Raw genomic sequence first — 25787 nt, 5'->3', positions numbered from 1 at the left:
CGTCTGTCGCAAGCGATCGCGCGCTGCGGGACAGATGTACTCGCCACGCCGACCGGCGGCAATGCCGATCGCATGACGTCGGGATGGACGTGCAATCGGGGCTACGCGGTCTTCACGGCGCCCAGGAAGCCCTCTACGGCGACGCGGAGACGATCGGCGTCGGCGGACATCTTCTTGACGGAGTCCGACAGCACCGTGCCGGCGTTGCCGGTCTCCTGGTTGAGCCGGGCGACGCTGCCGATGGTGTCGGTGACCTCGCGGGTGCCCTGGGCTGCCTGCTGGAAGTTGCGCGAAATCTCGGTGGTGGCCGCGCGCTGCTCTTCGACGGCGGCGGCAATCGCCGTCATCTTCTCGTCGATGCCGCTGATGGCGCCGCCGATCAAGCGGATGGCGGCGACGGCCTGGCCGGTGGCGCCCTGGATTTCCTCGACCTGGCGTGAGATCTCTTCCGTCGCGGTCGCGGTCTGTGCCGCGAGGCTCTTGACCTCGCCGGCGACCACGGCGAAGCCGCGGCCGGCCTCGCCCGCGCGCGCCGCTTCGATCGTGGCGTTCAAGGCCAGAAGGTTGGTCTGGGCGGCGATGGCGTTGATCATCTTCACGACCTCGCCGATACGGCTCGCGGTCTGGTCGAGAATTTCGACCGTCGCATTGGTCTGCTCGGCCTGCGCAACGGCCTCGCGGGCCTCGCGCGCGCTCGACTGCACCTGCGCGGAGATCTCGCCGACCGATGCGGAAAGCTCCTCGGTCGCGGCCGCGATGGTCTCGAGATTGTTGGTGGCCTGCTCGGCCGCGGAGGAGACCGCCGCGGTCTGGCTGCTGGACTCCGAGACCAGCGAGCGCACGTCGGTCGCGGTGGCATCGAGCTCCCGCGTCGATGCCGCCACGCTGTGAATGACGGCCTGCACGGTATCGTCGAAGCTGCGGCACGCCGCATCGACGGTGCCGGAGCGGGCGAGCTGCAGCGCCTGCTGCGATTCACGCTCCTGGCCCAGCCGTTCCGCGGTCGCCGCGCTTTCGCGCAGGCTTTCGAGCGCTGCAGCCATGGTACCGAACTCGTCGGGATGCCGGGATTGCGGCACCGGCGTCGCATAGTCGCGCGCACTGATGCGGGCGATGGCGTCGAGAATGGCGCGCACCGGGCGCATGAGGCGACGACGCACCACGAACACGCCGGCGAGGGTCACGGCCAGCGCGAGCAGGAACGCGAACGACTGCACGATGAGATTGGTGAGGGCTTTCGCCTGGACCGCCTCCGCGCGCGCGATCGACAGGTCGAGCGCCTTGTGTGCGACCGCGACGATGGACGCGAAGGGCGATTGACACAGGGCGTTCCATTCGGACGCGGGCATCGCCGGACGGCCGCTGCCGTCGAGGTTCCTGGTGACATCGCCGATCTGCTTGAGGACGCCGTCGGTCTTGGCGCGCGCTTCCCTGGCGGTGTTGACGAGGTCCGCCGTCACGTCAGGCGCAGCCAGCAGCTCTTCCATCCCGGTCCAGCCGGCGGTGACAATGCCGTTCCATCCGGCCACGGTCTGCTTCTGGGTTTCGTCGAGCGGCTTTGAGCTGTTGACGTTCGAGCGCAGAGTCGAGCACTGGATTCCGTAGCGGTCACGCACCTGCCAGGCGAGGCGACGGGCCTGGATCATGCGAGCGATGTAGGGATCGTTCATCCAGGCGCGGTTCGACACCGCGGTGGATGCGAGATTGGCGGTCTCAATCACCTTGGTAACGGCATCGTACCAGGGGGCGGTGCGCTCCACCTTGCGCTCGGCGCGCGGCAGCTTGGCCTCGTCGTAGAACAGCTGGAACTTCGGCGCGGCCTCGCTCCAGCGCTGCTTCAGCGTGCTTGCGAGTTCGTCGCGCCGGGCGAATTCGATGGTTGCGAGCGCGGCGACGATGGCGTCGAAGCCGGCCTGCTCCGCCTTCTCGGCGACGCCGAGCTTGGCACGCGGATCGTCCTCGCCGAGCAGCGCGCTCTGGGCATCGCCGCGATTGTTGCGCAAGGACAGCACGCCCTGGAAGATCGCCTTGTCGGCATTCGCAAGCCGCTCGGTTTCCAGACTATCGCTGTAGCGGCCGAACGCCCCGAACATCTGGATCGCCGTGCTAGTCAGCGCGCCGACCGCCAGCAGGGCCATCAACGCCAGAAGCAGCGTGCTTACCGATTTCTTAAAAATTGACATGGGTGGGGCGGCCTACTCGTCACAGGAAGGCCACCTTGCATCGCGACATGCCAATGTTTGGTTAAGACTTTAATCAAATGCCCGCGGTTGGTGCCGCCGCGCCGTGGTGGCGTGCGTCCTCAAGCGACCTTGGTGAAATCAGGCGGCCGGCGCTCGGCGAAGGCGGTGAAGGCCTCGCGCGCTTCCGCGGTGCGCAGGCGCTGGGCAAATTGCTCGCCTTCGGCCTGCATCTGCTGGACCAGCGCCTCGCCGTTGCGCATCAGCTTCTTGGTGGCCGTGAGCGCGCCCGTCGGCTGGCGGGCAAGCCGCTGGGCGAGCGCGAGCGCCTCGGCGTCGAGCTTGTCGAGCGGCACCACGCGATTGGCGAGGCCCCATTCCAGTGCGGATTCGGCTGGAACGGTCTCGCCGAGCGCGAACATCTCATAGGCGCGGGCATAACCGATGCGCGCCGGCATCAAGAGGCTGGAGGCGGCTTCCGGCACCAGCGCGAGGCTGACGAAGGGCGTCGACAATTGCGCGTTGTCGGCGAGCACGACGAGATCGCAATGCAGCAGCATCGTGGTGCCGACGCCGACGGCGCGGCCCTGCACGGCGGCAACCAGCGGCCGGGTGCAGCGCGCCAGCGACTGGATGAAGCGCACGACGTTGCGGCTGCCTTCCGACTTGCCGGCGGCGACGGCGGCGAACTCACCGACGTCGTTGCCGGCGGTGAACATGTCGCCCTCGCCGCGGATCAGGATCACGCGGGCCGACGGATCGAACTCGGCGGATTCGATGCTGTCGGCGAGCTTGCCGTACATCGCATCCGTCAGCGCGTTCTTCTTGTCGGGGCGCGCCAGTGTCAGCGTGAGAATTCCGTTGTTGCTTTCGATCCGGACGTGCTCGGTCATTCGTCTGCTCCTCTTGGAAACTTGTCCTGAATGCTCGTCAGCCAGCGCGCGACGACGTCGATCTCCGCACTGGTGAAACCTTCCGTCAGCGCCGCGTTGACTTCCGCCGCACCTGCTTTCGCCTGCGCCAGCGCGGTACGTCCCTTCGGCGTCAACCAGATCCGCCAGGCGCGCCCGTCCTCGCGGTCGGCCCGCCGCTCGATCAGCCTTGCGGCGGCGGTGCGGTCGACGAGACCGGAAATGCCTGCCGGGCCAAGATCGAGCGCCGCGCCCGCCTCGCCCATCAGCACGCCGTCCTGCCGGCCGAGGATGAACAACAGCCCGGCCTGCGCCGGCGTCACCTCGCTCTCGGGCCGCGCCGCCATCCAGCGCTGCAAGCGGCGGTGTGCGACGCTCAGCAGGTAGATCAGCCGATGATGTCTCGCTGCAGCGTCATTATTTCGCATGCGAAGCATCTAGTTGAGGCGACGAACATTGTCAACAAGGCCATTACTCCCGTGCTGTGCGGCAGCCGTCGAGGAACAGCGCCGCGCAGGTCTGCACGCGGCGCTCGATCTGCTTCCGCGACGGCAACGGCATTCCCCCATAGATCGCGGCCCGCTGCGGTGCCGACGCGACCATGCCGATCAGCATGCCGGCGGCCTCGTCCGCGTCCTCGACCGCGATGAGTTCCTTATTCACCTGCACCCGGAGCCAGCGCGCGAGCGTGCTGGCGGTGCGCGCGATGCCGTTCTTGTAGAAGTTTGCAGCGAGATCAGGGAACGCGGCCGATTCCTGGAGCACCATGCGTTGCAATGCCACGACCTCCGGATCGAGCGCGAGCTCGGCACAGGCGAGCAGCGCGGCACGGAGGCCCGTTTCGATGTCGGCATCGCCGCTTGCCTGAAGATCGACGGCAGAGAGCAACCGTTCGAGCCTGTCGACGCACATGGCCTCGAACAGCGCCGCCTTGCCGGGAAACAGACGATAGAGCGTCTTGGTCGAGATGCCGGCGCTGCGCGCCAGCGCTTCCGTGCTGGTCGCGGCATAGCCCTCGACTGCGAAGGCGTGGCGCGCGGCGTCGAAGACGACCCGCTTCGTCTCCTCGTCGCTGCGCACTGGCGGTCGGCCGCGCGGACGGGTTTCACCTGATGGTTTTGCCTGAGCCATGTCTTTAAATGATGCCTGTCATTCCATTGACAATTCCAAAGCTAATCTCATTTTGGAAATCGTCAAGTTTCCTAATTCAGGGAGCCGGCCATGACCGTGCACACCGACCCGTCCAAGACCGAAGCCATCGCGGTTCCACCCCATGCATTGGAGGGCTTTCTGCCCGCCCCGCCGTCTCTCCCCCGCGCCAAAAAGCTCAGCTTCCGCAAGCTGCTGCTGGTTGGCGTCGCAATCGCGGCACTGGCCGGTGCGAGCTGGTACGGCTACGACTACTGGACCGTCGGCCGCTTCCTCGTCTCCACCGATGACGCCTATGTGAAGGCCGACAACACCACCATCGCGCCGAAGGTCAGCGGCTACCTCGACCGGGTCCTGATCGGCGATAACGAGCATGTGAAGGCCGGTCAGATCCTCGCCAGGATCGACGATCGCGACTTCCGCGTCGCGCTGGACCAGACCAGAGCTGATGTCGCCGCCGCGAACGCGACGGTGACGAGCAAGGAAGCACAGCTCGAGGTTCAGGAAGCCGTGATCGCCGCGGCGCGAGCGACCATCGACGTCGACAATGCCGCCAAGGCTTTCGCCAAGCAGGAGAACAAGCGCTATACCGATCTCGCAGCGACCGGCTATGGCAGCGTGCAGAATGCGCAGCAGGCGCAGGCGCGCGACGCCGGCGCCGACGCCGCGATCCAACGCGATACCGCCAATCTCGCCTCCGCCCTGAAGCAGGTCGATCTGCTGAAGGCCGAGATATTGCAAGCCAAGGCCGCCGCCGCGCGCGCTACCGCGCTCCAGCGTCAGGCCGAGCTCAATCTCGGCTACACCACGATCGTCTCGCCGATCGACGGCGTGGTCGGCAATCGCACGTTGCGCGTCGGCCAGTACGTGCAGGCGGGCACCCAGCTGATGTCGATCGTGCCGACCGATGGCGCCTATGTCGTCGCCAACTTCAAGGAGACGCAGCTCACCCATGTGCGCGCCGGACAAAATGTCGAGCTCGAGGTCGACACCTTCCCGGGGCAGGTCGTGCACGGCCACGTCGATTCCATCGCGCCGGCCAGCGGCCAGGAGTTCGCGCTGCTGCCCCCGGACAATGCCACCGGCAATTTCACCAAGATCGTGCAGCGCATCCCCGTGAAGATCGCGCTGGACGCCGAGACCACGCCTGCGATCGCGCTGCGGCCCGGCATGTCGGTGATCCCGACGATCGCAACCCGTTCAGCGCCGACCGCGCATGCGGCAACGACGCCCCAAGCAACGTCAAAGGCAAAGCTGGTTTCCGGAGGGTCGTGCCATGTCAAACAGCCTCTCACTTTCGACGGCCGCGACGCCTGAGCGCGCCGCAGCCGATCCGGTCCGCGCCAGCGCCACGATCTGGATCGCCGTGTTTGCGGCGATGATCGGCGCCTTCATGGCCATCCTGAACATCCAGATCACCAACGCCTCGCTGCTCAACATCGAGGGCGGCATCGGAACCGGCGCCGACAACGGATCCTGGATCTCGACCTCCTACCTGATCGGCGAGATCATCGTGATCCCGCTGACCGACTATTTGTCGCGGGTGTTCTCGTTCCGCAACATCATGCTGAGCTTCGCGTCGCTGTTCGCGGCCTTCTCGGTCGCCTGTGCCTTCACCCACGATCTACCCTCGATGATCGCGATGCGCGGCTTTCAGGGCTTCTTCGGCGGCGTGCTGATCCCGATGGCCTTCACGCTGGTCTTCACCAAGCTGCCCAAGGGCCAGCAGCCGATCGGCCTTGCGATGTTCTCGCTTGCCGTGACCTTCGCACCCGCGATCGGCCCGACCATCGGCGGCTATCTCACCGAGAACTACGGCTGGCAGACCATCTTCTATGTCAACGTGCTGCCCACCGTCGTGATGGTGACCATCCTCTTCTTCACCCTGGAGCGCCAGCCGATGAATCTCGCCCTGCTGCGCGAAGGCGACTGGTTCGGCATTGCGACCATGGCAATCGGTCTCGCCTCGCTTCAGGCCGTGCTCGAGGAAGGCAACAAGGATGACTGGTTCGGCTCGCCCTTCATCGTGCGGCTCGCGATCATCGCAGCGGTCAGCCTGTCGCTGTTCATCTATATCGAGCTCACGGTCGAGAAGCCGCTGCTGCGCCTGCGACTGCTGACGCAGTGGAACTTCGGCATCGGCACGATCGCTGCGGTTTTCCTCGGCTTCGCACTGTTCGGCTCGGTGTATCTGCTGCCCGCCTATCTCGGCCAGGTGCAGGGCTACAATGCCGAGCAGATCGGCAATGTGCTGGCCTGGACCGGCCTGCCGCAGCTTCTGCTGATCCCGCTGGTGCCGAAGCTGATGCAGCGGTTCGATGCCCGCTACATCGCGACGATCGGCCTGCTGCTGTTCGCCGCCAGCTCGTTCATGAATGTCGAGATGTCGCTCGACTATTCCGGCGACCAGTTCTTCATCCCGAACGTTGTGCGCGCGGTCGGCCAGGCACTGACGCTGGCGCCGCTGTCAGCGCTCAGCCTCGGCAGCGTCGCGCCGCAGGATGCGCCGGCCGCCTCCGGCATCTCCAACATGATGCGCAATCTCGGCGGCGCCATCGGCACTGCGGTGCTCGCGACCATCGTGACCAAGCGCGAGCAATTCCACTCCAACATCATCGGCCACTCCGTCACGCTCGGCCGCGAGGAGGTCCGCGCCCGCATTGCGCAGATGACCGATTACTTCATGGCCCACGGCGTGCCCGATCCCAACGCCGCACGCGAGCAGGCCATCATCGCACTCGGCAAGACAGTCAAGCGCCAGGCGCTGGTGATGGGATATTCCGACACCTTTGCCGTGATCGGCGTGGTGCTGGTGCTCGCCGCGATCGCGGTGCTGCTGACGCGAAGGGTGAAGGCGGCGGGCGGGGGTGGCGCGCATTAGAAAAAGGGTGTCATGCCCGGGACGAGCCCGGCCATGACGCTGTAGGGATTATCAGTGGCTTACGGCGCGCAAGTAAAGCTCGAGGCCTCCGTCACCGGACCGCTCTTGTAGTGCGGCCAGGAAGGCCAGCGGCACAGCGGCAGCGCGCGCAGCGTCGCGAAGGATGGGGCCTCGACCTTCTGCTCGGCGACTTCGAGATCGCCGGGCGCCTTGCCCTTCTCGACCCAATCGACCAGCACGCTGAGCATGTCGACATTGGCCGGCGCGCCGGACCCGACATGGTCGACGCCGGGCGCGGTATATAGCCGCGCGAACTCGGCGGTCTCGGCCTTGCCGAGCTTGCGCTCGACGCTCTCGAAGTAGCGGATGCCGGCATAGGGGCTTTGCGCGTAATCGGCCATGTGCTCGAGCATGATCAGCCGGCCGCCGCGGGCGCGGAAGCGGCTGAGATCGGGATCGGTCGAATCCATCAGCCTGGAGACCTCGAGAAGCCGCGCCTTGTGCTCCTCGACCTTGTAGGTGGTGACATCGAGCTTGGGATCGCGCGCGAACACATATTGAATGCCGCCGGCGCCGTAAATCCAGGCGATGCCGTTGTTGGGCGCAGGCGGCTGCGCGGGTGGCGCGGTGCCGAGCCACCATGCAACCCAGCCGCCGGTCGGCCCGATGGAAGGCGTGTCCTCGCCCGAGATGCCCCAGCCCGGATAATCGTCGAGGCCGTTGGCGAGCGCGAACGGGAATTTGTAGGTCCCGTGCAGCGTGTTGACGGCCTTGATCTGGGCCTCGGTGAGGCACTGGTCACCCGTCTTGCCGGCCTCGCAGCGCAGCGTCTCAATCTTGAACGCGGCCTTGCAGGAAACGGGATCCTGCACCAGCGCGTCATCGGAGCCATCGGCCTTGTCGCAGGCCGCGCGCACCGCGTCGCCCACGAGCTTGACCTGCGCCGGATTGATCCAGCCCTCGCCCATGGTCGCGAGGCCCGAGCGCGTGCCGGCATGCTGCAAGCCGACCCAGTTGATCACGGGCACGCGGGCGAAGATGCCGTCGAAATCGTCTGGATAGCGCTGCGCCATGGTGAGGCCCTCGCGGCCCCCCTCGGACGAGCCCATGAAGTACATCTTTTCCGGCTTCTTGCCGTAGGCGCGCTCCATCAGCGCAACGGCGGCATCGCGCACCTTCTTGTAGGCGCGATGGGCGAAGTTCTCGAACGCCTCGTCGTTGAGCGCGAACAATTGCGGCGGCTCGCCCTGCTTGGTCTCGTGCCCGGAATCGGTGCCATAGGTGACGAAGCCGCGCGCCAGCGGCGACGGCTTGTCGAACGGATAGGCCGGCGGCAGCGCAAGGCCGGTGATCAGCACGCCGTTGAAACCGCCGCCGCCATATTGCAGCGAGCGGCCGTTCCACTCGACGGGAAGGTTGACCTGGAATTTGATCGGGGGCGCCTTTGTATCGGTGGGCTCGATGTGTCCGAGCACCTTGCAGAAGGCAGGATTGGCCGGCGTGACGCGCCCTGACGGCGTCGGCCCGCGCTCGGCGACCGCAATCTGCGACGGCGCCTGCAATGCCGCGGAATCGATCTTCACGGCGTCAGCGCCGCCAATGAGACCCTTGCAGACGTTGTCCGCATCCGCCGCAAGCGTCGCCGCATAGGCGGCATTGGCGCCCAGCACGGCCGCCATCCCCACGAGCAGCGCATGCAGCATCGCTCTATTTCGCGTCATCGTTTCCACCCGGCTTTCTCTATCTTGTTGCGTCCGACAGGTGTCCCGCATTCAATGCAACCTGGGCCTTCCCGTCAATTGCTCCGGCCGCCATTCCGATCAGAACGATCCGAGCGCGCTGCCCAGCGCGATCACCACGACCAGCGCCAGCAGCGACGACACGATCCCCACCATCACGATGTCGAAATAGCTGTCGCGATGGGTCAGGCCGCAGATCGCGAGCAGGCTGACGACGGCGCCGTTGTGCGGCAGGATATCCAGCGTGCCGGAGCCAATCACCGCCACGCGATGCATCAAGCCGAGGTCGATGCCGGTTCGCCCGGCAAGATCGACATAGGTCTGGCCAAGCGCGTCGAGTGCGATGGTCAGGCCCCCCGAGGCGGAGCCGGTCAGCGCCGCCAGGATGTTGGTTGCGACCGCGAGCGAGACCAGCGGACCGCCTTCGATCGCGAGCACCCAATCGCGCACCACGGTGAAGGCCGGCAGCGAGGCGACGACCGCGCCGAACCCGACCAGGCTGGCGACGCTCAGCGCCGGCAGCACCGATGCATTGGCGCCCGCATCCATGGTCTGCCGCAGCGCCGGCAGCCGCGACCAGTTCAGCACGATCGTCGCGACAATCGCGGCAGCCAGCGCAACCGCAACCGACCACACGCCTGCGACCGCGGCGAGCGACGTGCCGCCGAAGCGCGCCTCGGCGAGATAGGCGACATCGAGCCTCGGCAGCACCACCAGCGACATCGCGAGATTGACGACAACGACGACGATCAGCGGCACGATGGCGCTCACGACGGGCGATGGCGCGCTGCTGCGATGGCCGCGCTGCAGCTCTGCCGGGTCGAACTCGCGCGCCGTCGTCGCGCGTTCCCGCACGAACTCGTCAGCGGCAGCGCGCGCGGTCGCGTCCTCCGTATCCTGGCCATAGCCTTCCCCGGCGCGGCGGGCGGACGCTTCGGCGCGACGCAGCCACCACATTCCGGTCGCGAGCATCACGAGCGAGGCGACGATGCCAAGGCCCGGCGCGGCAAACGGCGTCGTACCGAAGAATGGCATCGGAATCGCATTCTGGATCGACGGCGTGCCCGGCAAGGCCGACATGGTGAAGGTCGACGTGCCCAGCACGATTGCGGCCGGGATCAACCGGCGCGGAATCGCGGCGGCCCGAAACAACGACCGGGCCATCGGTACGATCACGAAGAACGCGACGAACAGGCTGACGCCACCATAGGTGACCATCGCGCCGGCCAGCACCACCGCAAGCATCACGCGACGCTCGCCGAGACGGTCCGCCATGAAGGCGGCAGCGGCCGTGACGGCGCCGCTGTCGTCCATCAGCTTGCCGAAGACGGCGCCGAGCAGGAAGATCAGGAAGAACTGCGCCAGGAATCCCGCCGCGCTGACCATGAAAACCTGAGTGAGATTGGCCAGCAGCGGCTCGCCGCCGAACAGTGCAGCGACCAGCGCGGCGAACGGCGCCAGCAGCAGGACGCTCCAGCCGCGAAAGGCAAATGCCACCAGCAGGCCGAGCCCCACCAGAAGGCCGAGAAGCCCCATGCCTCAGCACTCCGCCAACAGGACATCGAGATCCGCGGTCGAGCGCCGGCCGACATCGGCGCCGTGCTCGTCGAGGAACGCCTGCGCGGCCAGCCGGCCCTCAGCGCGGAGCATCGAGACGAACTCCCACTCCGCGTTGAGCTTTGAGGACGCGCCGAACTTCGCCAGCATGTCGCTCTTGATCCGGTGCGTCCGCATCTTCGCCCAGCGCGCGCCCTCGCCGCTGCCGGGATCGGCGGCCTGACGCAGCAGCGCGATCATGCGCAGCTCCTTCATCAGCGGTGAGTTGAAGGAAATCTCGTTGAGGCGGTTGAGGATCTCCGCCGCCGTCCGCGGCGCCTCCGGCCGCTCCGTCGGGTTGATCTGCACCAGAATGGTGTCGTAGGCGTCGCTCTCGCGGACCAGCGGCGTGATGGTGGGGTTGCCGGCAAAGCCGCCGTCCCAATAGGGCTCGCCGTCGATCTCGATCGCGCGGAACATGGTCGGCAGGCAAGCCGACGCCAGCAGGACGTCGGCCGTGATCTCCGCGTTGCGGAAGATGCGGCCGCGCCCGGTTCGAACCCGCGTCGCGGTGATGAAAAGCTTGATCGACGAGCTCGCAAGTCGCTCGAAATCGATGCTCTCCGCCAGCACCCCGCGCAGTGGGTTGTAGCCGGTCGGGTTGAGATCGTAAGGCGAGAGCAGGCGCGACATCAGGTCGGTGAAGACGTAGGCGGGCGAGGTGTCGAGCGTCCAGCGCCCCATCAGCCGGTCGAGGGGCGAACGCTGCATCGGGCTGAACGCTGCCGCCCGGGAGACGCGGCGCCAATATTGCTCGAGCGCGTCGCGCGCGCCTTCGGCGCCGCCGGCGGTCCAGCCATCCGCCAGCACGGCCGCATTCATCGCGCCGGCCGAGGTTCCGGAGATCGCGTCGATCGTGAGCCACTTCTCTTCGAGCAGACGATCAATCACGCCCCAGCTGAAGGCGCCGTGCGAGCCGCCGCCCTGAAGTGCGAGATCGATCAGCACGGCGTCCCGTTCCATCGGCACTCCCGCAACTGAAGCTCAAATTCGACGTAATCATATCACGCCGAGGATGACAGCAGTGTAGAGAGCCCTGGACGACCAATGCAACCGGAACGTGACGTCCCGCCGTCTAATGCTCGAATACCAGCCGTGCGCCGACGGTGCCTTCGAGGCTGCGGATCTGCTCGAGCAGCGCCGCTGAGTCCTGGCCCGCGAGGTCGGCGTCGAGCACGACGTAACCGAGGTCGCCGGCGGTCTCCAGATATTGCGCGGCGATGTTGATATCGCGCTGGAGGAAGACCTCGTTCAGGCGCCGCAGCATGCCCGGCACGTTGCGATGGACATGGCTGAAGCGCGCGCCGGAGGGACGCAGATGCAGCTGCACCTCCGGGAAGTTCACCGCGCCCATGGTCGATCCCGTGATGAAATAATCGACCAGCTTGCGCGCCACCTCGCCGCCGATGCGCTCCTGCGCCTCCTCGGTCGAGCCGCCGATATGCGGCGTGAGAATGACGTTCTCGAGGCCCTGCACCGGGCTATTGAAGCGATCCGCATTCGAGGACGGCTCGACCGGAAACACGTCGACGGCGGCACCGGCGAGATGGCCGTCGCGTAAAGCGCGCGCGAGCGCATCGAGATCGACCACGGTGCCGCGGCTGTTGTTGATCAGGAACGAGCCCGGCTTCATCGCGCTCAGCTCCTTCTCGCCGATCATGCCGGCGGTTTCCAGCGTCTCCGGCACGTGCAGGCTGACGACGTCGCTCTGCGCCAGCAGCTCCTCAAGCCGCTCGACCGGCTCGGTGTTGCCGTGGCGAAGCTTGTCGGTGCGGTCGAAATAGATCACGCGCATGCCCATGGCTTCGGCGAGCGTCGAAAGCTGCGAGCCGATATTGCCGTAGCCGACGATGCCGAGCGTGCGACCGCGGACTTCGCGGCTGCCGGTCGCGGACTTGTCCCAGCCGCCATCATGCGCCGACACCGAGCGCGGAAAGATCCGCCGCAGCAGCATCACGATCTCGCCGATCACGAGTTCGGCAACGCTGCGCGTGTTGGAGAACGGCGCGTTGAACACGGGGATGCCACGCTTGCGCGCCGCCAGAAGATCGACCTGATTGGTGCCGACGCTGAAGCAACCAACCGCGAGCAGCCCATCGGCCGCCGCAAGCACATCATCGGTGATCTGGGTGCGCGAGCGGATGCCGAGCAGCGACACGCCCTTGAGCGCCCGCCGCAGATCCTCGCCGTCCAGCGCCTTGGTCAGCCGCTCGAGATTGGTGAAGCCCGCGCTCTTGAACAGGTCGACAGCGCTATCATTGACGCCTTCGAGCAGCAGCGCCTTCGCATTCCGCTCGGGGCTTTGGCCTGGGGCTGGCATGATATCTCCGTAAAAAGCAAACTTTGCCGCAGCTCATAGACCGCGGACGGTGCGCGGCACAATAGGGCCTGGATACGGGGAGAAGATGGCGGGGCGCTAGGTAAGCGGGGCGGCGTCTTTGGCCCAGCTTCGATGTCGTCCTGGCGAAAGCCAGGACCCATTACCCCCATCGCCTGCTGTCGGACGAATCTGGAGCCACGATCTCCCTCGACAACGGAAAGTGGTGTTCATGGGTCCTGGATCAGCGCTGGCTCCGCTCGCTTGTCCAGGACGACGGAGGGAGGGGTGACCTCAGATCACATAAAACCCGTGCGTGCCGTCGAGCCGGAGCTGCTCCACCAGGCCATACTCCCAATCGAGATATGCCTGCATCGCAGCTTCGGCGACGTCGGTGCCTTCATAGGGGCGGCGGTAGCGGTGCGCCGGGTCAGGCTTGGGCAGCGTGCGCGGCGGGCCGATCTCGAGCGCGCCGTCATAGCCGCCTTCCAGCACATAGACCTCCCAGCCCATCTGGGCGAGCCATGATGCGGTCATGTCGGCACGCACGCCCTTGTCGTCGGTCAGCAGAATCCGCGCCCCGCGCACCGGCGCCGCCATGTCGGTTTCCTGGACGAGCTGGCCGCCGGGATAATGACGAAAGCCCGGCAGATGGCCGGCGGCATATTCTTCGGCGTCACGCACGTCGAAGCGATAGAGCGTGCGATCGTTCTGCGCGAGCAGCGCGGTCATCTCGCTCGCGCCGATACGACGGACACCGGCGCGATAGGCGACGTCGCGGGCATTGGCCGGGCCGCCCTCGAACGGGCCGATCGCGCCGCGCCGATCAGCGCCGTGGTCGAGCGTGTGCCGCGCCAGCGTCCAGCCGATGGTGCCGTTGCGCAGCGCGCGCACCTTGTTCGGCACGCCGGCATTGATCAGCGACTGGGTGCCGATGATCGAGCGCGTGCGCCCGGCGCAATTGATGATGATGGTGGTTTCAGGATCGGGCGCAGCCTGCCCGGTCCGCAGCACCAGTTCCGCACCGGGCACGCTGACCGAACCCGGAATGTTCATGGTCGCATATTCGTCGAACCGGCGGACGTCGAGGATGGCGATGTCAGCCTTGTCCGCGATCAGCTTTGCCACTTCGTCGGCACTGAACGAGGGCGTGTGCCGGCGTGACTCGACCAGTTCGCCGAAGGCCTTTGAGTAGGAGTTGACGTCCTCGAACATTTGATAGCCCGCCGCGCGCCAGGCCTTCAGCCCGCCTTCAAGGGCACGGACATTGGTGTAGCCCAGCGCGGCAAGCCGCTCCGCACCGACCGCGACGAGGCCTTCGCCATCATCGTAGAGCACGATCGGCACGTCCTTGCGCGGCAGCCTGACCTCGGCTTCGGCCGCGATCCGGTCGGCAGCCAGGTTGGCAGCGAACAGCGGATGTCCGGTCGCGAACGCCGCCTCGTATCTGAGATCGAGCAGCGCGACCTCCTCGCGCAACAGCAGCGCGCGGCGGATCTCGGCGGGAGTGACGGAAGAAAGCTTCATGGCGCGGACCTTGAGAGGAGCAGGCCATGGGCTTTTGAACGATTGTCGCGCGCTTGGCTAGCCTCGCGGCCGCTCACTCGCCCGGAACGAGCCGCCCGAGCGGCGGCCGCGCCGGGCGCCGCAGCCTGCGGCGCGACAGATAGAGCAGGATGCCGGTGACCGAGAACAACGGCATCAGGGCCGCCGCGATCATGAAGGCGAGCTTGCCGGGCCAGCCCAGGAGGGCGCCGCGGTGGATGTCGAGCACATTTGCGATGATCCTCTCGCCAAGAGTCTTGTCGGCGTAGCGCTCCGCGGAAACCACTTGCCCCGAGAGTGCATCGACGCGGAATTCGTCGCGCGTAGTGTCGAGCGTCGTCTCCTTCCCCCACGACCGGATCCGGATCACCGTGCCGGGACCCGCCGGCAGCGTCAGCAAGGCTTTCGCGAAGTGGCCGCCCTCCTCGCGCTGGAACGTCGTCCACGCCTGGTCGAAACCGATCGGCTGAACCGGTTCGGAGCGTCCGGCCGCGCGCGGCGACTTTGTTGGCATCTTGGGCTGCATCTTCGTGGCCGCGACCTCGGGCCGCGACAGCAGCCAGACGACACCATCCTTGTACCAGTCGAACGAGTACCAGAGCCCGGTGAGCGTCATCACCAGATAGATCGGCAAGACCCATGTGCCGATGATGGCATGCAGCGAGCGATGCAGCGCGCGGCCGCCGAGCGAGAGATTTGGCTTCAGCCACGTCTTCACGCTGCCGGCGCGGCGCGGCCAGCGCAGCACGAGGCCGGAGACCAGCATCACGATCAGGCCGAGCGCAGCGACGCCGGTGATCTGACGCCCCCACCCCTTGGCGTCGCCGGGGATCAGCAGCCAGCGATGCAGTCTGCGCACGGTCGCGAAGAACTCCTCGCCGCGCGGCGAGCCCAGCACGCGCGCGTCATAGGGATCGACATAGAGCGACGTCGGCCTTGCGCCCTGTTCGTCGCGGCCGAAGCGGACCCGCACGGCCGCCGACGGATCGCTCGACAGCATGACGGCGGAGACTTTACCGACGTCCTGCGCCGCCTTGAGCCGCGCGACCAGCTCGTCGGGCATCAGCGCCGGCGCGGCCTGCGGCGCGACGTGCATGATGCCGGCGTTGAGATGGTCGAAGATCTCGTCCTCGAAGCTCATGATCGCGCCGGTCAGCGCGATCAGGGCGAACAGCAGCGCAAGCACGAGGCCCGCGATGGAGTGGACCTGGAGCAGGGCAGCCTTGATCGCACGTCCGCCCTCACGCATCGACGCCGGTCTTTCCGGTCGGTGGTCTCATCAAACCGGCATCTCAGCGCGCCATGCTCATCGCTAAAACTTCACCGTTGCCGACAGCGACACGCGCCGCGCATCGCCGACGGCGACGTTCAGATTGTTGACGGCCAAAGGATAATAGACCTTGTCGAACAGATTTTTGACGTTGAATTGATAGATCACCGGGAATTGCTCGTACCTGGTCTCGTAGGTCGACGGCCAACGACGCAATGGCCATCCAGATGAACACGCACGATTCACTTCCAGGTCAGACGCAGCATTGAAGCCGGCGCGTCTAACAGTCGCGTCGGATGAAGAGAACCGTAACCGGACTTGAATCGCTCTAGTATTGAATCATTCTAAGGACAAGGACGCGCCGCAATCTGCAATTGCGATGGCGCGAATACGGCGCACGCCACGTGAATTGGCCGCTGCAGGTCGCAAACCCGCGCGCGACCTCACGTGATCGCGGGCGCCATCAACTCGTCGAGCTTCCGCTTGAACGCGGCGCCGTCGGACAACGCACGGAGCGGCGGACGCACGCGCAGCCAGCCGGCATCGCCGGTCTGTACCGCCAGGATCGCCTTCAGCGTCGCGAGGAACGATGGCGTCTTCAGCACGACGTCGACCGCGGCCTGCATGCGCACCTCGACATCCCTGCCGTCGAGCATGCCCTTGACCAGCTCGGGCACGACATTGGCCATGCCGCAGATGGTGCCGGCGCCGCCGGCGGCGACCGCACGGGCGATATCGGCCTCGTTGCCCACGGTGATGGCAAGCTCAGGCGCAGCCGCGCGGAACGCCTGAAACTGCTTGAAGTCGCCGCTGGAGTCCTTGAGGCCCGCGACGACCTTGCCGTAGCGCTTGCGCAGGTTAGCGGCCACGCTGGTCGGGATCGCAACGCCCGAGACCTGTGGGATGTGATAGAGCGAGGCGCGCAGGCGGTCGTCGGCAACGCCATCGATGATCGCGGCAAAGGCGTCCTCGATGCCGTCGAGCGTGACGCTGCGGTCGAAGTAGGGCGGCAGCAGCAGTACGTGGCGCAGGCCGAGGCCGAGCACGGCGCGCGAGAGTGCGATGCTGTCGCTGATGGCAGGGAAACCGCCGCCGATGCCGATGCGTTCTGCGGGAACGCCGGCCTTGAGAACGGCTTCGATGGTCGCAACGCGCTCGGCGACATTGAACGAGGTGCCCTCGCCGGTGGTGCCGAACAACACGACACCATCGACGCCCTTGCCGAAGAGTTGCCCGGCATGCGCTGCGAGCTTGGCGGCGTCGACGCTGCCGTCCGTTGCCAGCGGCGTCGCCGATGCCACCCAGAACCCGCGAATTGCCTCGGTCATTCCCGCCGCCCCTTTGCTGCAACCTCGAACTGGCCAGATCCCAAAGGACCCTTCAAGCCTTGTTTTTGCTTTACTTTTTGTGTTGTACCTTACATACAAGACTGATGCAAATCCTTTCCACCCGCATGGCGCGCATGAGGCGCAGCCGATTTTAGAGGAGGTCTCGCATGGACATGGCGACCCCCATTGGGCGTGCCGACCAAGTGCTCGGCGTACTGCGCGACAGGCTCGGCGCGGCTGCGGTGCTGACCGGCAGCGACGTGCCCGCACGCAATTGCAACGACTGGAGCGCGAGCCTGCCGCAGACGCCGCTGGCGGTGATCCGTCCGCTCGATGCGCAAGGCGTCGCCGATGCCATCGCGGCCTGCCGGCAGGCGCGGCTGCCGTACGTGCCACAGGGCGGCTTGACCGGGCTGTGCCGCGGCGCCTCGCCCGAAGCGGGCTGGGTCGCGATCTCGCTGGAGCGCATGACCGGGATCGAGGAGATCGATCCCGCCTCGGCGACGATGACGGTGAAGGCCGGCACGCCGCTGGAGACGATCCAGAAGGCCGCGGACGAGGCCGGCTTCTTCTTCCCGCTCGATCTCGGCTCGCGCGGCTCCTGCGCGATCGGCGGCAATCTCTCGACCAACGCCGGCGGCAACCGCGTGATCCGCTACGGCATGACCCGCGAGCTGGTGCTCGGTCTCGAGGTCGTGCTGCCTGACGGCACCATCATCACCAGCCTCAACAAGCTGATGAAGAACAATGCCGGCTACGACCTGAAGCATCTCTTCATCGGCTCCGAAGGCACGCTCGGCATCATCACCCGCGTGGTGCTGCGGCTGTTCCCGAAACCGCGCTCGACCATGGCCGCGCTATGCGCGCTGAAGGATTACGCCGCGGTGATCGCGCTGCTCGGCGCCGCGCGCAGCGGCCTCGGCCCGCTGCTGTCGGCGTTCGAGGTGATGTGGCCGGACTATTGGGACGTCATCACGAATCGCGCCGGCGTGAGGCCGCCGGTCGCTGCAAGCCACGGCCTTTACGTGCTGGTCGAGGCGCAGGGCACCGACGAAAGCATCGACGCACCGCGCTTCCAGACCTGGCTCGAAGAGCTGATGGAGCGCGGGCTGCTGGCGGACGCCGCGGTGGCGCAGTCGCTGGCGCAGACGCAGGCGTTCTGGCGCGTGCGCGACATCTGCGCCGAATTCGGCCAGGTGCTGGGCCCGCACATCTCCTACGACATCGGCCTTGCGGTCAAGCGGATGGACGAGTTCGCCACGCGCTGCAAGTCAGCGCTCGCGGACGGCATCAAAGGCTGCGAGAGCGTCTATTACGGCCATATCGGCGACGGCAATCTGCATCTGGTCTCCTGGGTCAGCGGCCTTCCCGTCGAGCAGCAGCCCAAGGAGGAGATGGACGCGATCATCTATGGTCTGGTGCGCGAGCTCGGCGGCAGCGTCTCCGCCGAGCACGGCATCGGCACGCTGAAGAAGAAATGGCTGGGACACGCCCGCAGCGAGCCCGAGATCGCGCTGATGCGGACGCTGAAGGCCGCCCTCGATCCCGATCATCTGCTCAATCCCGGCAAGGTGATCTGACCGGAGGGTCCATGAGGTCGCTGAAGCTCGATACGCCGAAATCGCTGTCGCAGCGGGTGATGCAGCGGCTGCGCCAGGCCATCATCGACGGCGAGTTCGCGCTCGGCGCCGCCATCTCCGAGGAGATGGTGGCCAGTTCCTTCGGCGTCAGCCGCACGCCGGTGCGCGAGGCGATGGGCCTGTTGCAGGCACAGGGGCTGGTGGTGGTCCGGCCGCAGGTCGGCAGTTTTGTCTTTACGCCGAGTGCGGAGGACATCACGGCGCTCTGCACCTTCCGGATCGCGCTCGAACCCCAGGCTGCCCAGTTCGCCTTTCGCCATGATCGCGACGGCACCGTTGCGACGATGAGCGCGGCGATCGCGGCGATGGAGCCGGCGGTCGCGGCAAAGGACAACATCGCCTATGGCCGCGCCGATGCCGCCTTCCACGAGGCACTGTTCGCCCATTGCGGCAACCGCTATCTCGCCGAATCCTACCAGCTCGCATCGAGCCGCGTCGCCGCGCTGCGCACCAATCTGACCTCGCCGATCGACGTGCGCACCCGCACGTCCTTCGACGAGCATCGCAAGCTGCTCGATCTGTTCGCGCGCGGCGAGCACGCGTCCTTCGAAGCGGCGATGACGACGCACATCACCAATTCGGGCGTGGTCTATGCCAAGGCCTTGAAGGTGGAAACGCTGGACGCGGATTGAAGGCGCCTGCTACGCGTCCTTCGATCCCGGCCTGTCGAGGAAATCCAGCGCGGTGTTGATCTGTTCGAGCTGGTGCTCGATCTTGTCGCGGTCTGCGACCGACGGCGCCCTCTCGAGCTGTTCCACGAGCTTCTGCTTCCGCATCAGCAAGTTCTCAATGACTGTACTCACAGGTCCCCCATCGCCAGAGGCGACGTCGCGAACGCCGAAACGAAGGAGGCGCGCGCAACCGGGCCCGCACGGGGCCCTTGATCAGAATGTTCGCAGCCGCGGATGGTTCCTACATCTGAAACACGATGCATTTAGATGGAACTATCGGCGCAAGCTGGCCCAGACGCCGCCGAGGATCAGCAGCCCACCGACGAGATGGATCGGCTTCGGCGGCTCGCCGAGGATCGCGAAAGACAACAGGGCGCTTGCAACCGGTCCGAGGTAGAGGACGAGCGAGGTCCGCACCGAACCGAACTTGGCACCGAGCCAGGCAAAGCCGGCATACGCAAGCAGGCCAGGAACGATCCCGGCGAAGACATAGGCCGATAGCGCCTTGGTGCTGAAGATTTGGGCGGGCATGGTCCACATTTCCCAGGCCGCGAGCGGCAGCGAGAACAAGGCGCCGGCGGCCGAGAACAGGCTGATGCGTGCAAGCAGCGACGCCTTCGGTGCGGCGCGCGATTGCAGCAGCGTATAGCCGGACCAGCCCAGCATCGCGATCACGACCAGGCCGTCGCCCGACGCCGTCTCCAGGTCGAACAACGCCGCCGGATGGCCACCGGAAATGATAAGGAGCGCGCCCGATAGCGCGAGTGCCGTACCGAACCATTGCAGCGGGCCGACATGCTCGATTTTGAGCGCCGCAGAGATCATCAGCACCGTGATCGGCGAGAGCGCCATGATCAGCGCGATGTGGATCGCCGTCGTCGACACGCCCGCGGCATAGACCGGACCGCCGCACAGAAACATGCCCATGAAGCCGGCGGCAAGGATCGGCCAGATGCTTTTGCCGAGCGACACGCGGCCTTCGCGGATCTCCTTGAGCGCGATCGGCGCGAGCCCGATGGCGACAATGCTCCAACGGAAGAAGGCGAGCGCGAAGGACGGGACCGAGCCCGCAAGCCCGCGCGCGAGAATCTGATTGGAGGCCTGCGCGGTCGCCACCAGAATGAAGCCGATCAGCGCAATCGCGCCGAGCCAGGCGCCTGCGGATAGTGCAGTGCCCGCGACCGCGCCGCCGCCGCTGTCCGATGTTCCCTTGCCCATGGAGTGACCGAATACTCCATGGCCGCTGCGGTGAGAACCCGGATCGCCGCATGCGACGATTGCAGCGCTCAACGGGTCGAAACGAAACCTGCAACCTGCACCGGCCCGACATGGGCGCGGGTGACCGAGACCGACAATCCCGCCAGCAACGCGCACAGCATGCAGTACCGCATCCGCACCGTCCTGCGATCGCTGATCGGCAGGAACAGGAAGAGCAACATCGTCAGGATCAGCACTGTGTCGACCATGAACATCGACCTCTCCCTCGAAACAATGAGAGCATGACGCGATGGAGCCCGCCGGTATGTGGACGGCATCACACACACCGGCGCCGCTGACCGCGCACGGCTGGCGTGGTACGGTGCTGCAAAGCAAGCACCGGTTCGTTCGAGCGGAGGAGACGCGCCATGCACAAGGTCTGGATCGAGGCGGCACTGAACGGACCCTGGAGCCGCGCACTTCAGCCAGGCATCCCCGACACGGTCGACGCGATCATCGCCGAGGGAATTGCCTGCGCCCGTGCCGGCGCTGCGATCGTTCACACCCATGCCTATGACGGCGGCGGACCGCAGACCTTCGACTGGCAGGTCTATGCCCGCATCATCGAAGGTATTCGTGCCAAGATCGACGTTCCCGTTTATCCCTCGATCCCGGGCCTCGATGCACGCGGCAATGTTGCCGACCCCAAGGCGCGCTTCGCCCATATCGAGGCGCTGGCCGAACGCGGCCTGCTCGAATTCGCGGTGGTCGATCCCGGCAGCGTCAACTTCACCCTGACCTCCACCACGGCAGAGGCCAAGCCGGCCGAGACCTATCTCAACCCGGAGACTCATATCCGGCACGGGCTTGCCGTCGCCGCGCGCCACCGCATCCATCCCGCCTTCGCGATCTACGAGCCGGGGTTCATCCGCGCCGGCGCGGCGCTCGCGCGCGCGAGCGGTGCGAAGACGCCGATCTACCGCTTCATGTTCTCGCAGCAATTCGCGTTCTGCTTTCCGCCAAAGCCCTATGGCCTCGCGGCGCTCGCGACGCTGGCGGAGGAGGAAACGCATGGCGCGCCCTGGATGGTTTCCGGCCTCGGCGTCGATATCACGACTTTGATACCCGATGCTGTCGCCCGCGGCGGACATATCCGCGTCGGGCTCGAGGATGCCCTGCTGGGCTCGACGGCAACCAATCTCGGGCTGGTCGAGGACGCCGTGCGCAGGGTGCGCGAGCATGGCGGCGAGCCGGCCACGACGGCCGAGGTCCGGCAGGCGCTTGCGCAGGGTTAACGGAAGCGCGAGCCTGGAATCGCGCGCGCGGAACCTCAATCTTTCACGCGTCCGTCGGTTGAATTCGGGCGGCCGGAGTCCTATCCCTTGGCGCCATGGACACCCAGATCATCGCCGCCGAAAAGCCCCTGATGGCCCAGGCCCGCCCGCGCAAGCCGGCGCCGTTCCTCCCCATGAGCCGCGCCGAGATGGACGCGCTCGGCTGGGACGCCTGCGACATCGTGCTGGTGACCGGGGACGCCTATGTCGATCATCCCAGCTTCGGCATGGCCATCATCGGCCGGCTGCTGGAGGCGCAAGGCTTTCGCGTCGGCATCATCGCGCAGCCAGACTGGCATTCGGCCGAGCCGTTCAAGGCATTGGGCAAGCCGCGCGTGTTCTTCGGCGTCACCGGCGGCAACATGGATTCCATGGTGAACCGCTACACCGCGGACCGCCGTCTGCGCCATGACGACGCCTACACGGCTGGCGGCGAAGGCGGTAAGCGGCCGGACCGCTGCACCATCGTCTACGCCCAGCGCTGCCGCGAGGCGTTCAAGGACGTGCCGATCGTGCTCGGCGGCATCGAGGCCTCGCTGCGCCGGATCGCTCATTACGACTACTGGTCCGACAAGGTGCGCCGCTCGGTGCTGGCCGACGCCAAGGCGGACCTGCTGCTCTACGGCAATGCCGAGCGCGCCGTCGTCGAGGTGGCGCAGCGGCTCGCGGCGGGTGAAGCGCCGCGCGAACTCGACGACATCAGGGGCGTCGCGCTGTTCCGCCGAGTCCCTGAGGACTACACCGAGCTGCACGCCGACGATCTCGATTCCGCCGACGAGGGCGCCACACGCCAGAAAGGCGCGACCGTGATCCGCCTGCCGGCGCTGGAGCAGGTCGAGCAGGACCGCGAGGCCTATGCCCGCGCGTCACGCGTGCTGCACCGGGAGAGCAATCCCGGCAACGCGCGGCCGCTGGTGCAGCGTCATGGCGATCGCGATCTCTGGCTCAACCCGCCGCCAATCCCGCTGACCAGCGACGAGATGGACGCGGTCTACGACCTGCCCTACGCACGCGCGCCGCATCCGTCCTATGGCGAGGCCAAAATCCCCGCCTGGGACATGATCAAGTTCTCGGTGACGATCATGCGCGGCTGTTTCGGCGGCTGCACCTTCTGCTCGATCACCGAGCACGAGGGCCGCATCATCCAGAACCGCTCCGAGGGTTCTATTCTGCGCGAGATCGAGAAGATCCGCGACAAGACGCCGGGCTTCACCGGCGTGATCTCCGACATCGGCGGCCCCACCGCCAACATGTACCGGATGGCGTGCAAGGATCCCAAGGTCGAGGCGGCGTGCCGTCGGCCGTCCTGCGTGTTCCCCGAGATCTGCCCGAACCTCAACACCTCGCATGACGATTTGATCCGGCTCTATCGCAAGGTGCGCGAGACCAAGGGCATCAAGAAGGTGATGGTCGCCTCCGGCGTGCGCTACGACCTCGCGGTGGAGAGCCCCGAATACATCAAGGAGCTCGTCACCCATCACGTCGGCGGATATCTGAAGATCGCTCCCGAACATACCGAGCGCGGCCCCCTCGACAAGATGATGAAGCCGGGCATCGGCGCCTACAACAAGTTCAAGCGGATGTTCGATGAAGCGGCCGAGCGGGCCGGCAAGAAATATTATCTGATCCCCTATTTCATCGCGGCGCATCCGGGCACAACCGACGAGGACATGATGAACCTCGCGCTCTGGCTCAAGAAGAACCGTTACCGCGCCGATCAGGTGCAGACCTTCCTGCCCTCGCCGATGGCGACCGCGACCGCGATGTACCATACCGGCGTCAATCCCCTGCGCGGCGTACGGCACGGCGGCAGCGACAAGGTCGAGGCGATCAAGGGCCTGCGCCAGCGCCGCCTGCACAAGGCGTTTTTGCGCTATCACGACCCCGACAATTGGCCGGTGCTGCGCGAGGCCTTGATCGAGATGGGCCGCCGCGACCTGATCGGCTCGCAGCCGCACCAGCTCGTTCCCGCACACCAGCCGCCCGGCACCGGCAAGGCCGCCGGCACAAAGCGCCCGGTGCGGCCCGGCGGCAGGACGCAGCGGTTCACGACCAAGGGCGTGCGTATCATGAAGTGAACGCGCCGCGGCGTTCCCTAAAGCGCGAGCACGACCTCCCCCGACACGGCATCCGTCACGCCGCGCCCGTTGCCCTGATCCTCGAGCACCGACCTGAAACTGTCGAGAGTCTTGATCATCGCCGACCGTGCCGCGACCAGCGCATCCTGGCTGGACCAGGTGCCGATCAGGCAGAAGGTCTGCTCGCCGGTCCTGATGATGACGCCGTGCTCCAGCCCCGGCCATTTGGCCTTGCCGTTCCGGTGCGCGTCGAGGAAGGCGGCTTCCTCTCCCGCCTTCACCCTGAACTTGACCACGTTGTAAACCTGCATGATGCGCCTCCGATAAAATGGATGGATGAAAACGAGCGCCGCGCGAGGCCAATGACGAAAAGTCGGGCAGTGCCTGGCCGATTGTTGTCCTCGCGTGCGGCGCCGTCACCGCGACAAATCGGCATGGCGAGCTCGGTGCTTTGGACCGACCTAAATAACCTAAGTAAAAAGTGCGAAAACAACCCCATGCACAGTAGCCGGCACTCGTGGGATCAATGACTTAGGCGGATCGCGCCGACGTTGACCCGTCGGGCAGAAAGCCGTTGCACCGTCGGGCAACACAGGCGCATGATGGCATCATCGGGCGCAGATGCGTTGCGTCCACTTGGCGCTTTTCTGGCACCGCCGCCCATCCCGACAATCTCACCACGTCTCGCCCTGCGCTGAGGCCCCGCCGTGTTTTCTGACGCGGGCACGGTCAGCCGTTGACTCAGGCCGAGATATGCAACATATGAAGTTACATGAGACGCGATTCCCGTTTGTCCGGCGTGCTCCACGTGCTGCTGCACATGGCGCAACAGCCCGGCCCGTTCACGTCCGAGACCCTGGCGAAGGCGATGGACACCAACCCGGTGGTGATCCGGCGCATCATGGCCGGCCTGCGGGAGCTCGGATATGTCCGCTCCGAGAAGGGGCATGGCGGCGGCTGGCGGCTGGCGTGTGACCTCTCGAAGGTGACGCTGCGCGACGTCTACACCGCGCTCGGCAGCCCGGCATTGCTGGCGATGGGCAACCGGACCGAGGCACCCGGCTGCCTCGTCGAGCAGGCCGTCAACGCCGCGCTCGACCAGGCCTTTCATGATGCGGAGGCGCTGCTGCTGTCGCGCCTCGGCAAGGTGACGCTGGCGATGCTGAGCGAGGATTTTCGCAAGCGCCTCGGGTCCCGGAAGCATCAGGGCCTGCGCGCCCATGGTGCGTGACCGGCATTTCCAGCAAGGACGACGCCATGACCAACATTCAAGACATGTTCTCCGATCCGCAGGCCGTGGCGAGATACACCGAAGGGCCGCCGCGCTTCGTGCCCGGCTACAATGCCATGCTGTCGATGGCGGCGATCCTGCTGGCCGAGCGTGCGCGTGACGATGCACGGATTCTCGTTCTCGGCGCCGGCGGCGGCCTGGAGCTGAAGACGTTTGCGCAGGCGCAGCCCGGCTGGAGCTTCGACGGCGTGGACCCGTCCGCGGCGATGCTGGGTCTCGCAAGGCAGACCCTGGGCTCGCTCGCTCCGCGCGCGCATCTTCATCAGGGCTACGTCGACGATACGCCGGACGGACCGTTCGACGGCGCCAGCTGCCTGCTGACCCTGCATTTCGTCGATGTCGCGGAGCGCCGCCGCATCGCCGCGGAAATCCGCCGCCGGCTGAAGCCGGGCGCGGCCTTCGTGGCCGCCCATTTGAGCGCGCCCAACGGCGATGAGGAACGCCCGCTATGGCTGTCGCGGTATTCCGCGTTCCTGACAGCTTCCGGCGTCGAGCCCGAGCAGGCGACAGCCGCGCGCAACGCCGTCACCAACCATCTGGAAATCCTCACGCCTGCGCAGGACGAAGCGATCCTGCGCGAGGCCGGCTTCTCCGAGCCGACCCTGTTCTACACCGGCTTCACCTTCCGCGGCTGGGTGGCCTACGCGTGAGACGTCGCGG

General features: G+C 66.4%; 24 protein-coding genes. 8 read left to right on the top strand and 16 right to left on the bottom strand.

Annotation, left to right across the window (positions count from 1 at the left end):
• Positions 1-101: 101 nt before the first annotated feature.
• From HAP40_RS04730 to HAP40_RS04715, 4 genes are all read right to left on the bottom strand, one after another.
• Positions 102-2183, bottom strand: coding sequence for a methyl-accepting chemotaxis protein (locus HAP40_RS04730; protein ID WP_166818882.1), 2082 nt, complete (start codon positions 2181-2183; stop codon positions 102-104).
• Positions 2184-2302: 119 nt separating this feature from the next.
• On the bottom strand, positions 2303-3073 hold the full coding sequence (locus HAP40_RS04725) for an enoyl-CoA hydratase (protein ID WP_166818883.1): 771 nt from the start codon (positions 3071-3073) through the stop codon (positions 2303-2305).
• Positions 3070-3519 carry a MarR family winged helix-turn-helix transcriptional regulator gene (locus HAP40_RS04720; protein WP_166818884.1) on the bottom strand — a complete coding sequence of 150 codons (450 nt, stop codon included), beginning with the start codon at positions 3517-3519 and terminating at the stop codon, positions 3070-3072. Before HAP40_RS04720 ends, HAP40_RS04725 begins: the two co-directional genes overlap by 4 nt.
• Before the next feature lie 43 nt (positions 3520-3562).
• Positions 3563-4171 carry a TetR/AcrR family transcriptional regulator gene (locus HAP40_RS04715; RefSeq protein ID WP_334270922.1) on the bottom strand — a complete coding sequence of 203 codons (609 nt, stop codon included), beginning with the start codon at positions 4169-4171 and terminating at the stop codon, positions 3563-3565.
• Between the two features lie 141 nt (positions 4172-4312).
• Between HAP40_RS04715 and HAP40_RS04710 the strand changes: the two genes are divergently transcribed.
• Complete coding sequence (locus HAP40_RS04710; protein ID WP_166818886.1) at positions 4313-5557, top strand: HlyD family secretion protein; 1245 nt, start codon at positions 4313-4315, stop codon at positions 5555-5557.
• Positions 5517-7121 carry a DHA2 family efflux MFS transporter permease subunit gene (locus HAP40_RS04705; protein ID WP_208024817.1) on the top strand — a complete coding sequence of 535 codons (1605 nt, stop codon included), beginning with the start codon at positions 5517-5519 and terminating at the stop codon, positions 7119-7121. Before HAP40_RS04710 ends, HAP40_RS04705 begins: the two co-directional genes overlap by 41 nt.
• Positions 7122-7180: 59 nt before the next feature.
• Here HAP40_RS04705 and HAP40_RS04700 read toward each other — a convergent pair whose 3' ends face one another.
• The 8 genes from HAP40_RS04700 to HAP40_RS04665 form a co-directional block, all read right to left on the bottom strand.
• Entirely contained in the window at positions 7181-8842 is a 1662-nt protein-coding gene (locus HAP40_RS04700; RefSeq protein WP_166818887.1) for a tannase/feruloyl esterase family alpha/beta hydrolase, read from the bottom strand.
• A 99-nt stretch (positions 8843-8941) separates the two neighbouring features.
• Positions 8942-10396, bottom strand: a complete 1455-nt coding sequence (locus HAP40_RS04695; RefSeq protein ID WP_166818888.1) for a GntP family permease — start codon at positions 10394-10396, stop codon at positions 8942-8944.
• A 3-nt stretch (positions 10397-10399) separates the two neighbouring features.
• Positions 10400-11419 (bottom strand): patatin-like phospholipase family protein, encoded by a 1020-nt coding sequence (locus HAP40_RS04690; protein WP_166818889.1) that lies wholly within the window; start codon positions 11417-11419, stop codon positions 10400-10402.
• Positions 11420-11531: 112 nt separating this feature from the next.
• Positions 11532-12776, bottom strand: a complete 1245-nt coding sequence (serA, locus tag HAP40_RS04685) for a phosphoglycerate dehydrogenase (protein ID WP_166818890.1) — start codon at positions 12774-12776, stop codon at positions 11532-11534.
• A gap of 291 nt (positions 12777-13067) precedes the next feature.
• A complete protein-coding gene (locus tag HAP40_RS04680; protein WP_166818891.1) occupies positions 13068-14300 on the bottom strand; it encodes a rhodanese-like domain-containing protein in 1233 nt (410 codons plus the stop codon).
• A gap of 73 nt (positions 14301-14373) precedes the next feature.
• Positions 14374-15567: a PepSY-associated TM helix domain-containing protein gene (locus tag HAP40_RS04675; protein ID WP_166818892.1), complete on the bottom strand. Its 1194-nt coding sequence runs from the start codon at positions 15565-15567 to the stop codon at positions 14374-14376.
• Positions 15568-15630: 63 nt separating this feature from the next.
• Positions 15631-15804, bottom strand: a complete 174-nt coding sequence (locus tag HAP40_RS04670) for a hypothetical protein (protein WP_166810905.1) — start codon at positions 15802-15804, stop codon at positions 15631-15633.
• Positions 15805-16031: 227 nt separating this feature from the next.
• The gene (locus tag HAP40_RS04665) at positions 16032-16916 is read right to left on the bottom strand and encodes a dihydrodipicolinate synthase family protein (protein WP_166818893.1); all 885 of its coding nucleotides are present in this window, start codon (positions 16914-16916) and stop codon (positions 16032-16034) included.
• A 167-nt stretch (positions 16917-17083) separates the two neighbouring features.
• On the opposite strand from HAP40_RS04665, the gene HAP40_RS04660 reads away from it, so the two are divergent.
• Together HAP40_RS04660 and HAP40_RS04655 are read left to right on the top strand one after the other, a co-directional pair.
• Positions 17084-18496 carry an FAD-binding oxidoreductase gene (locus HAP40_RS04660; RefSeq protein WP_166818894.1) on the top strand — a complete coding sequence of 471 codons (1413 nt, stop codon included), beginning with the start codon at positions 17084-17086 and terminating at the stop codon, positions 18494-18496.
• 11 nt (positions 18497-18507) lie between these two features.
• Positions 18508-19188, top strand: coding sequence for a GntR family transcriptional regulator (locus HAP40_RS04655; RefSeq protein WP_166818895.1), 681 nt, complete (start codon positions 18508-18510; stop codon positions 19186-19188).
• Between the two features lie 9 nt (positions 19189-19197).
• On the opposite strand, the gene HAP40_RS04650 is transcribed toward HAP40_RS04655, so the two are convergent.
• The 3 genes from HAP40_RS04650 to HAP40_RS04640 form a co-directional block, all read right to left on the bottom strand.
• Positions 19198-19332, bottom strand: a complete 135-nt coding sequence (locus HAP40_RS04650) for a hypothetical protein (RefSeq protein WP_256380447.1) — start codon at positions 19330-19332, stop codon at positions 19198-19200.
• A 168-nt stretch (positions 19333-19500) separates the two neighbouring features.
• Complete coding sequence (locus HAP40_RS04645) at positions 19501-20445, bottom strand: DMT family transporter (protein WP_166818896.1); 945 nt, start codon at positions 20443-20445, stop codon at positions 19501-19503.
• Positions 20446-20513: 68 nt separating this feature from the next.
• Positions 20514-20699 (bottom strand): hypothetical protein, encoded by a 186-nt coding sequence (locus HAP40_RS04640; RefSeq protein ID WP_166818897.1) that lies wholly within the window; start codon positions 20697-20699, stop codon positions 20514-20516.
• A gap of 153 nt (positions 20700-20852) precedes the next feature.
• Between HAP40_RS04640 and HAP40_RS04635 the strand changes: the two genes are divergently transcribed.
• Together HAP40_RS04635 and HAP40_RS04630 are read left to right on the top strand one after the other, a co-directional pair.
• The gene (locus HAP40_RS04635; protein ID WP_166818898.1) at positions 20853-21719 is read left to right on the top strand and encodes a 3-keto-5-aminohexanoate cleavage protein; all 867 of its coding nucleotides are present in this window, start codon (positions 20853-20855) and stop codon (positions 21717-21719) included.
• A 95-nt stretch (positions 21720-21814) separates the two neighbouring features.
• A complete protein-coding gene (locus HAP40_RS04630; protein ID WP_166818899.1) occupies positions 21815-23836 on the top strand; it encodes a YgiQ family radical SAM protein in 2022 nt (673 codons plus the stop codon).
• A 17-nt stretch (positions 23837-23853) separates the two neighbouring features.
• On the opposite strand, the gene HAP40_RS04625 is transcribed toward HAP40_RS04630, so the two are convergent.
• Positions 23854-24147, bottom strand: a complete 294-nt coding sequence (locus HAP40_RS04625) for a DUF718 domain-containing protein (RefSeq protein ID WP_166818900.1) — start codon at positions 24145-24147, stop codon at positions 23854-23856.
• Positions 24148-24608: 461 nt separating this feature from the next.
• Between HAP40_RS04625 and HAP40_RS04620 the strand changes: the two genes are divergently transcribed.
• Positions 24609-25067, top strand: a complete 459-nt coding sequence (locus HAP40_RS04620) for an Rrf2 family transcriptional regulator (RefSeq protein WP_166818901.1) — start codon at positions 24609-24611, stop codon at positions 25065-25067.
• A 26-nt stretch (positions 25068-25093) separates the two neighbouring features.
• Positions 25094-25777: a class I SAM-dependent methyltransferase gene (locus HAP40_RS04615; RefSeq protein ID WP_166818902.1), complete on the top strand. Its 684-nt coding sequence runs from the start codon at positions 25094-25096 to the stop codon at positions 25775-25777.
• The last annotated feature ends 10 nt before the right edge of the window (positions 25778-25787 follow it).

The sequence above is a fragment of the Bradyrhizobium sp. 1(2017) genome, assembly GCF_011602485.2.
Classification (GTDB): domain Bacteria; phylum Pseudomonadota; class Alphaproteobacteria; order Rhizobiales; family Xanthobacteraceae; genus Bradyrhizobium.
Note: the sequence above shows the minus strand (reverse complement) of the source record. Positions and strands in the feature narration are given on the sequence as shown.

Bases quoted from the DNA above. Each gene is read 5' to 3' on its own strand.
- HAP40_RS04615 (WP_166818902.1), top strand. From the start codon at position 25,094: ATGACCAACATTCAAGACATGTTCTCCGATCCGCAGGCCGTGGCGAGA.
- HAP40_RS04650 (WP_256380447.1), bottom strand. From the start codon at position 19,332: ATGCGGAAGCAGAAGCTCGTGGAACAGCTCGAGAGGGCGCCGTCGGTC.
- HAP40_RS04720 (WP_166818884.1), bottom strand. From the start codon at position 3,519: ATGCGAAATAATGACGCTGCAGCGAGACATCATCGGCTGATCTACCTG.
- HAP40_RS04640 (WP_166818897.1), bottom strand. From the start codon at position 20,699: ATGTTCATGGTCGACACAGTGCTGATCCTGACGATGTTGCTCTTCCTG.
- HAP40_RS04710 (WP_166818886.1), top strand. From the start codon at position 4,313: ATGACCGTGCACACCGACCCGTCCAAGACCGAAGCCATCGCGGTTCCA.
- HAP40_RS04700 (WP_166818887.1), bottom strand. From the start codon at position 8,842: ATGACGCGAAATAGAGCGATGCTGCATGCGCTGCTCGTGGGGATGGCG.
- HAP40_RS04620 (WP_166818901.1), top strand. From the start codon at position 24,609: ATGAGACGCGATTCCCGTTTGTCCGGCGTGCTCCACGTGCTGCTGCAC.
- HAP40_RS04725 (WP_166818883.1), bottom strand. From the start codon at position 3,073: ATGACCGAGCACGTCCGGATCGAAAGCAACAACGGAATTCTCACGCTG.
- HAP40_RS04630 (WP_166818899.1), top strand. From the start codon at position 21,815: ATGGACACCCAGATCATCGCCGCCGAAAAGCCCCTGATGGCCCAGGCC.
- HAP40_RS04655 (WP_166818895.1), top strand. From the start codon at position 18,508: ATGAGGTCGCTGAAGCTCGATACGCCGAAATCGCTGTCGCAGCGGGTG.
- HAP40_RS04690 (WP_166818889.1), bottom strand. From the start codon at position 11,419: ATGGAACGGGACGCCGTGCTGATCGATCTCGCACTTCAGGGCGGCGGC.
- HAP40_RS04680 (WP_166818891.1), bottom strand. From the start codon at position 14,300: ATGAAGCTTTCTTCCGTCACTCCCGCCGAGATCCGCCGCGCGCTGCTG.
- HAP40_RS04705 (WP_208024817.1), top strand. From the start codon at position 5,517: ATGTCAAACAGCCTCTCACTTTCGACGGCCGCGACGCCTGAGCGCGCC.
- serA (WP_166818890.1), bottom strand. From the start codon at position 12,776: ATGCCAGCCCCAGGCCAAAGCCCCGAGCGGAATGCGAAGGCGCTGCTG.
- HAP40_RS04695 (WP_166818888.1), bottom strand. From the start codon at position 10,396: ATGGGGCTTCTCGGCCTTCTGGTGGGGCTCGGCCTGCTGGTGGCATTT.
- HAP40_RS04635 (WP_166818898.1), top strand. From the start codon at position 20,853: ATGCACAAGGTCTGGATCGAGGCGGCACTGAACGGACCCTGGAGCCGC.
- HAP40_RS04660 (WP_166818894.1), top strand. From the start codon at position 17,084: ATGGACATGGCGACCCCCATTGGGCGTGCCGACCAAGTGCTCGGCGTA.
- HAP40_RS04625 (WP_166818900.1), bottom strand. From the start codon at position 24,147: ATGCAGGTTTACAACGTGGTCAAGTTCAGGGTGAAGGCGGGAGAGGAA.
- HAP40_RS04665 (WP_166818893.1), bottom strand. From the start codon at position 16,916: ATGACCGAGGCAATTCGCGGGTTCTGGGTGGCATCGGCGACGCCGCTG.
- HAP40_RS04730 (WP_166818882.1), bottom strand. From the start codon at position 2,183: ATGTCAATTTTTAAGAAATCGGTAAGCACGCTGCTTCTGGCGTTGATG.
- HAP40_RS04645 (WP_166818896.1), bottom strand. From the start codon at position 20,445: ATGGGCAAGGGAACATCGGACAGCGGCGGCGGCGCGGTCGCGGGCACT.
- HAP40_RS04675 (WP_166818892.1), bottom strand. From the start codon at position 15,567: ATGCGTGAGGGCGGACGTGCGATCAAGGCTGCCCTGCTCCAGGTCCAC.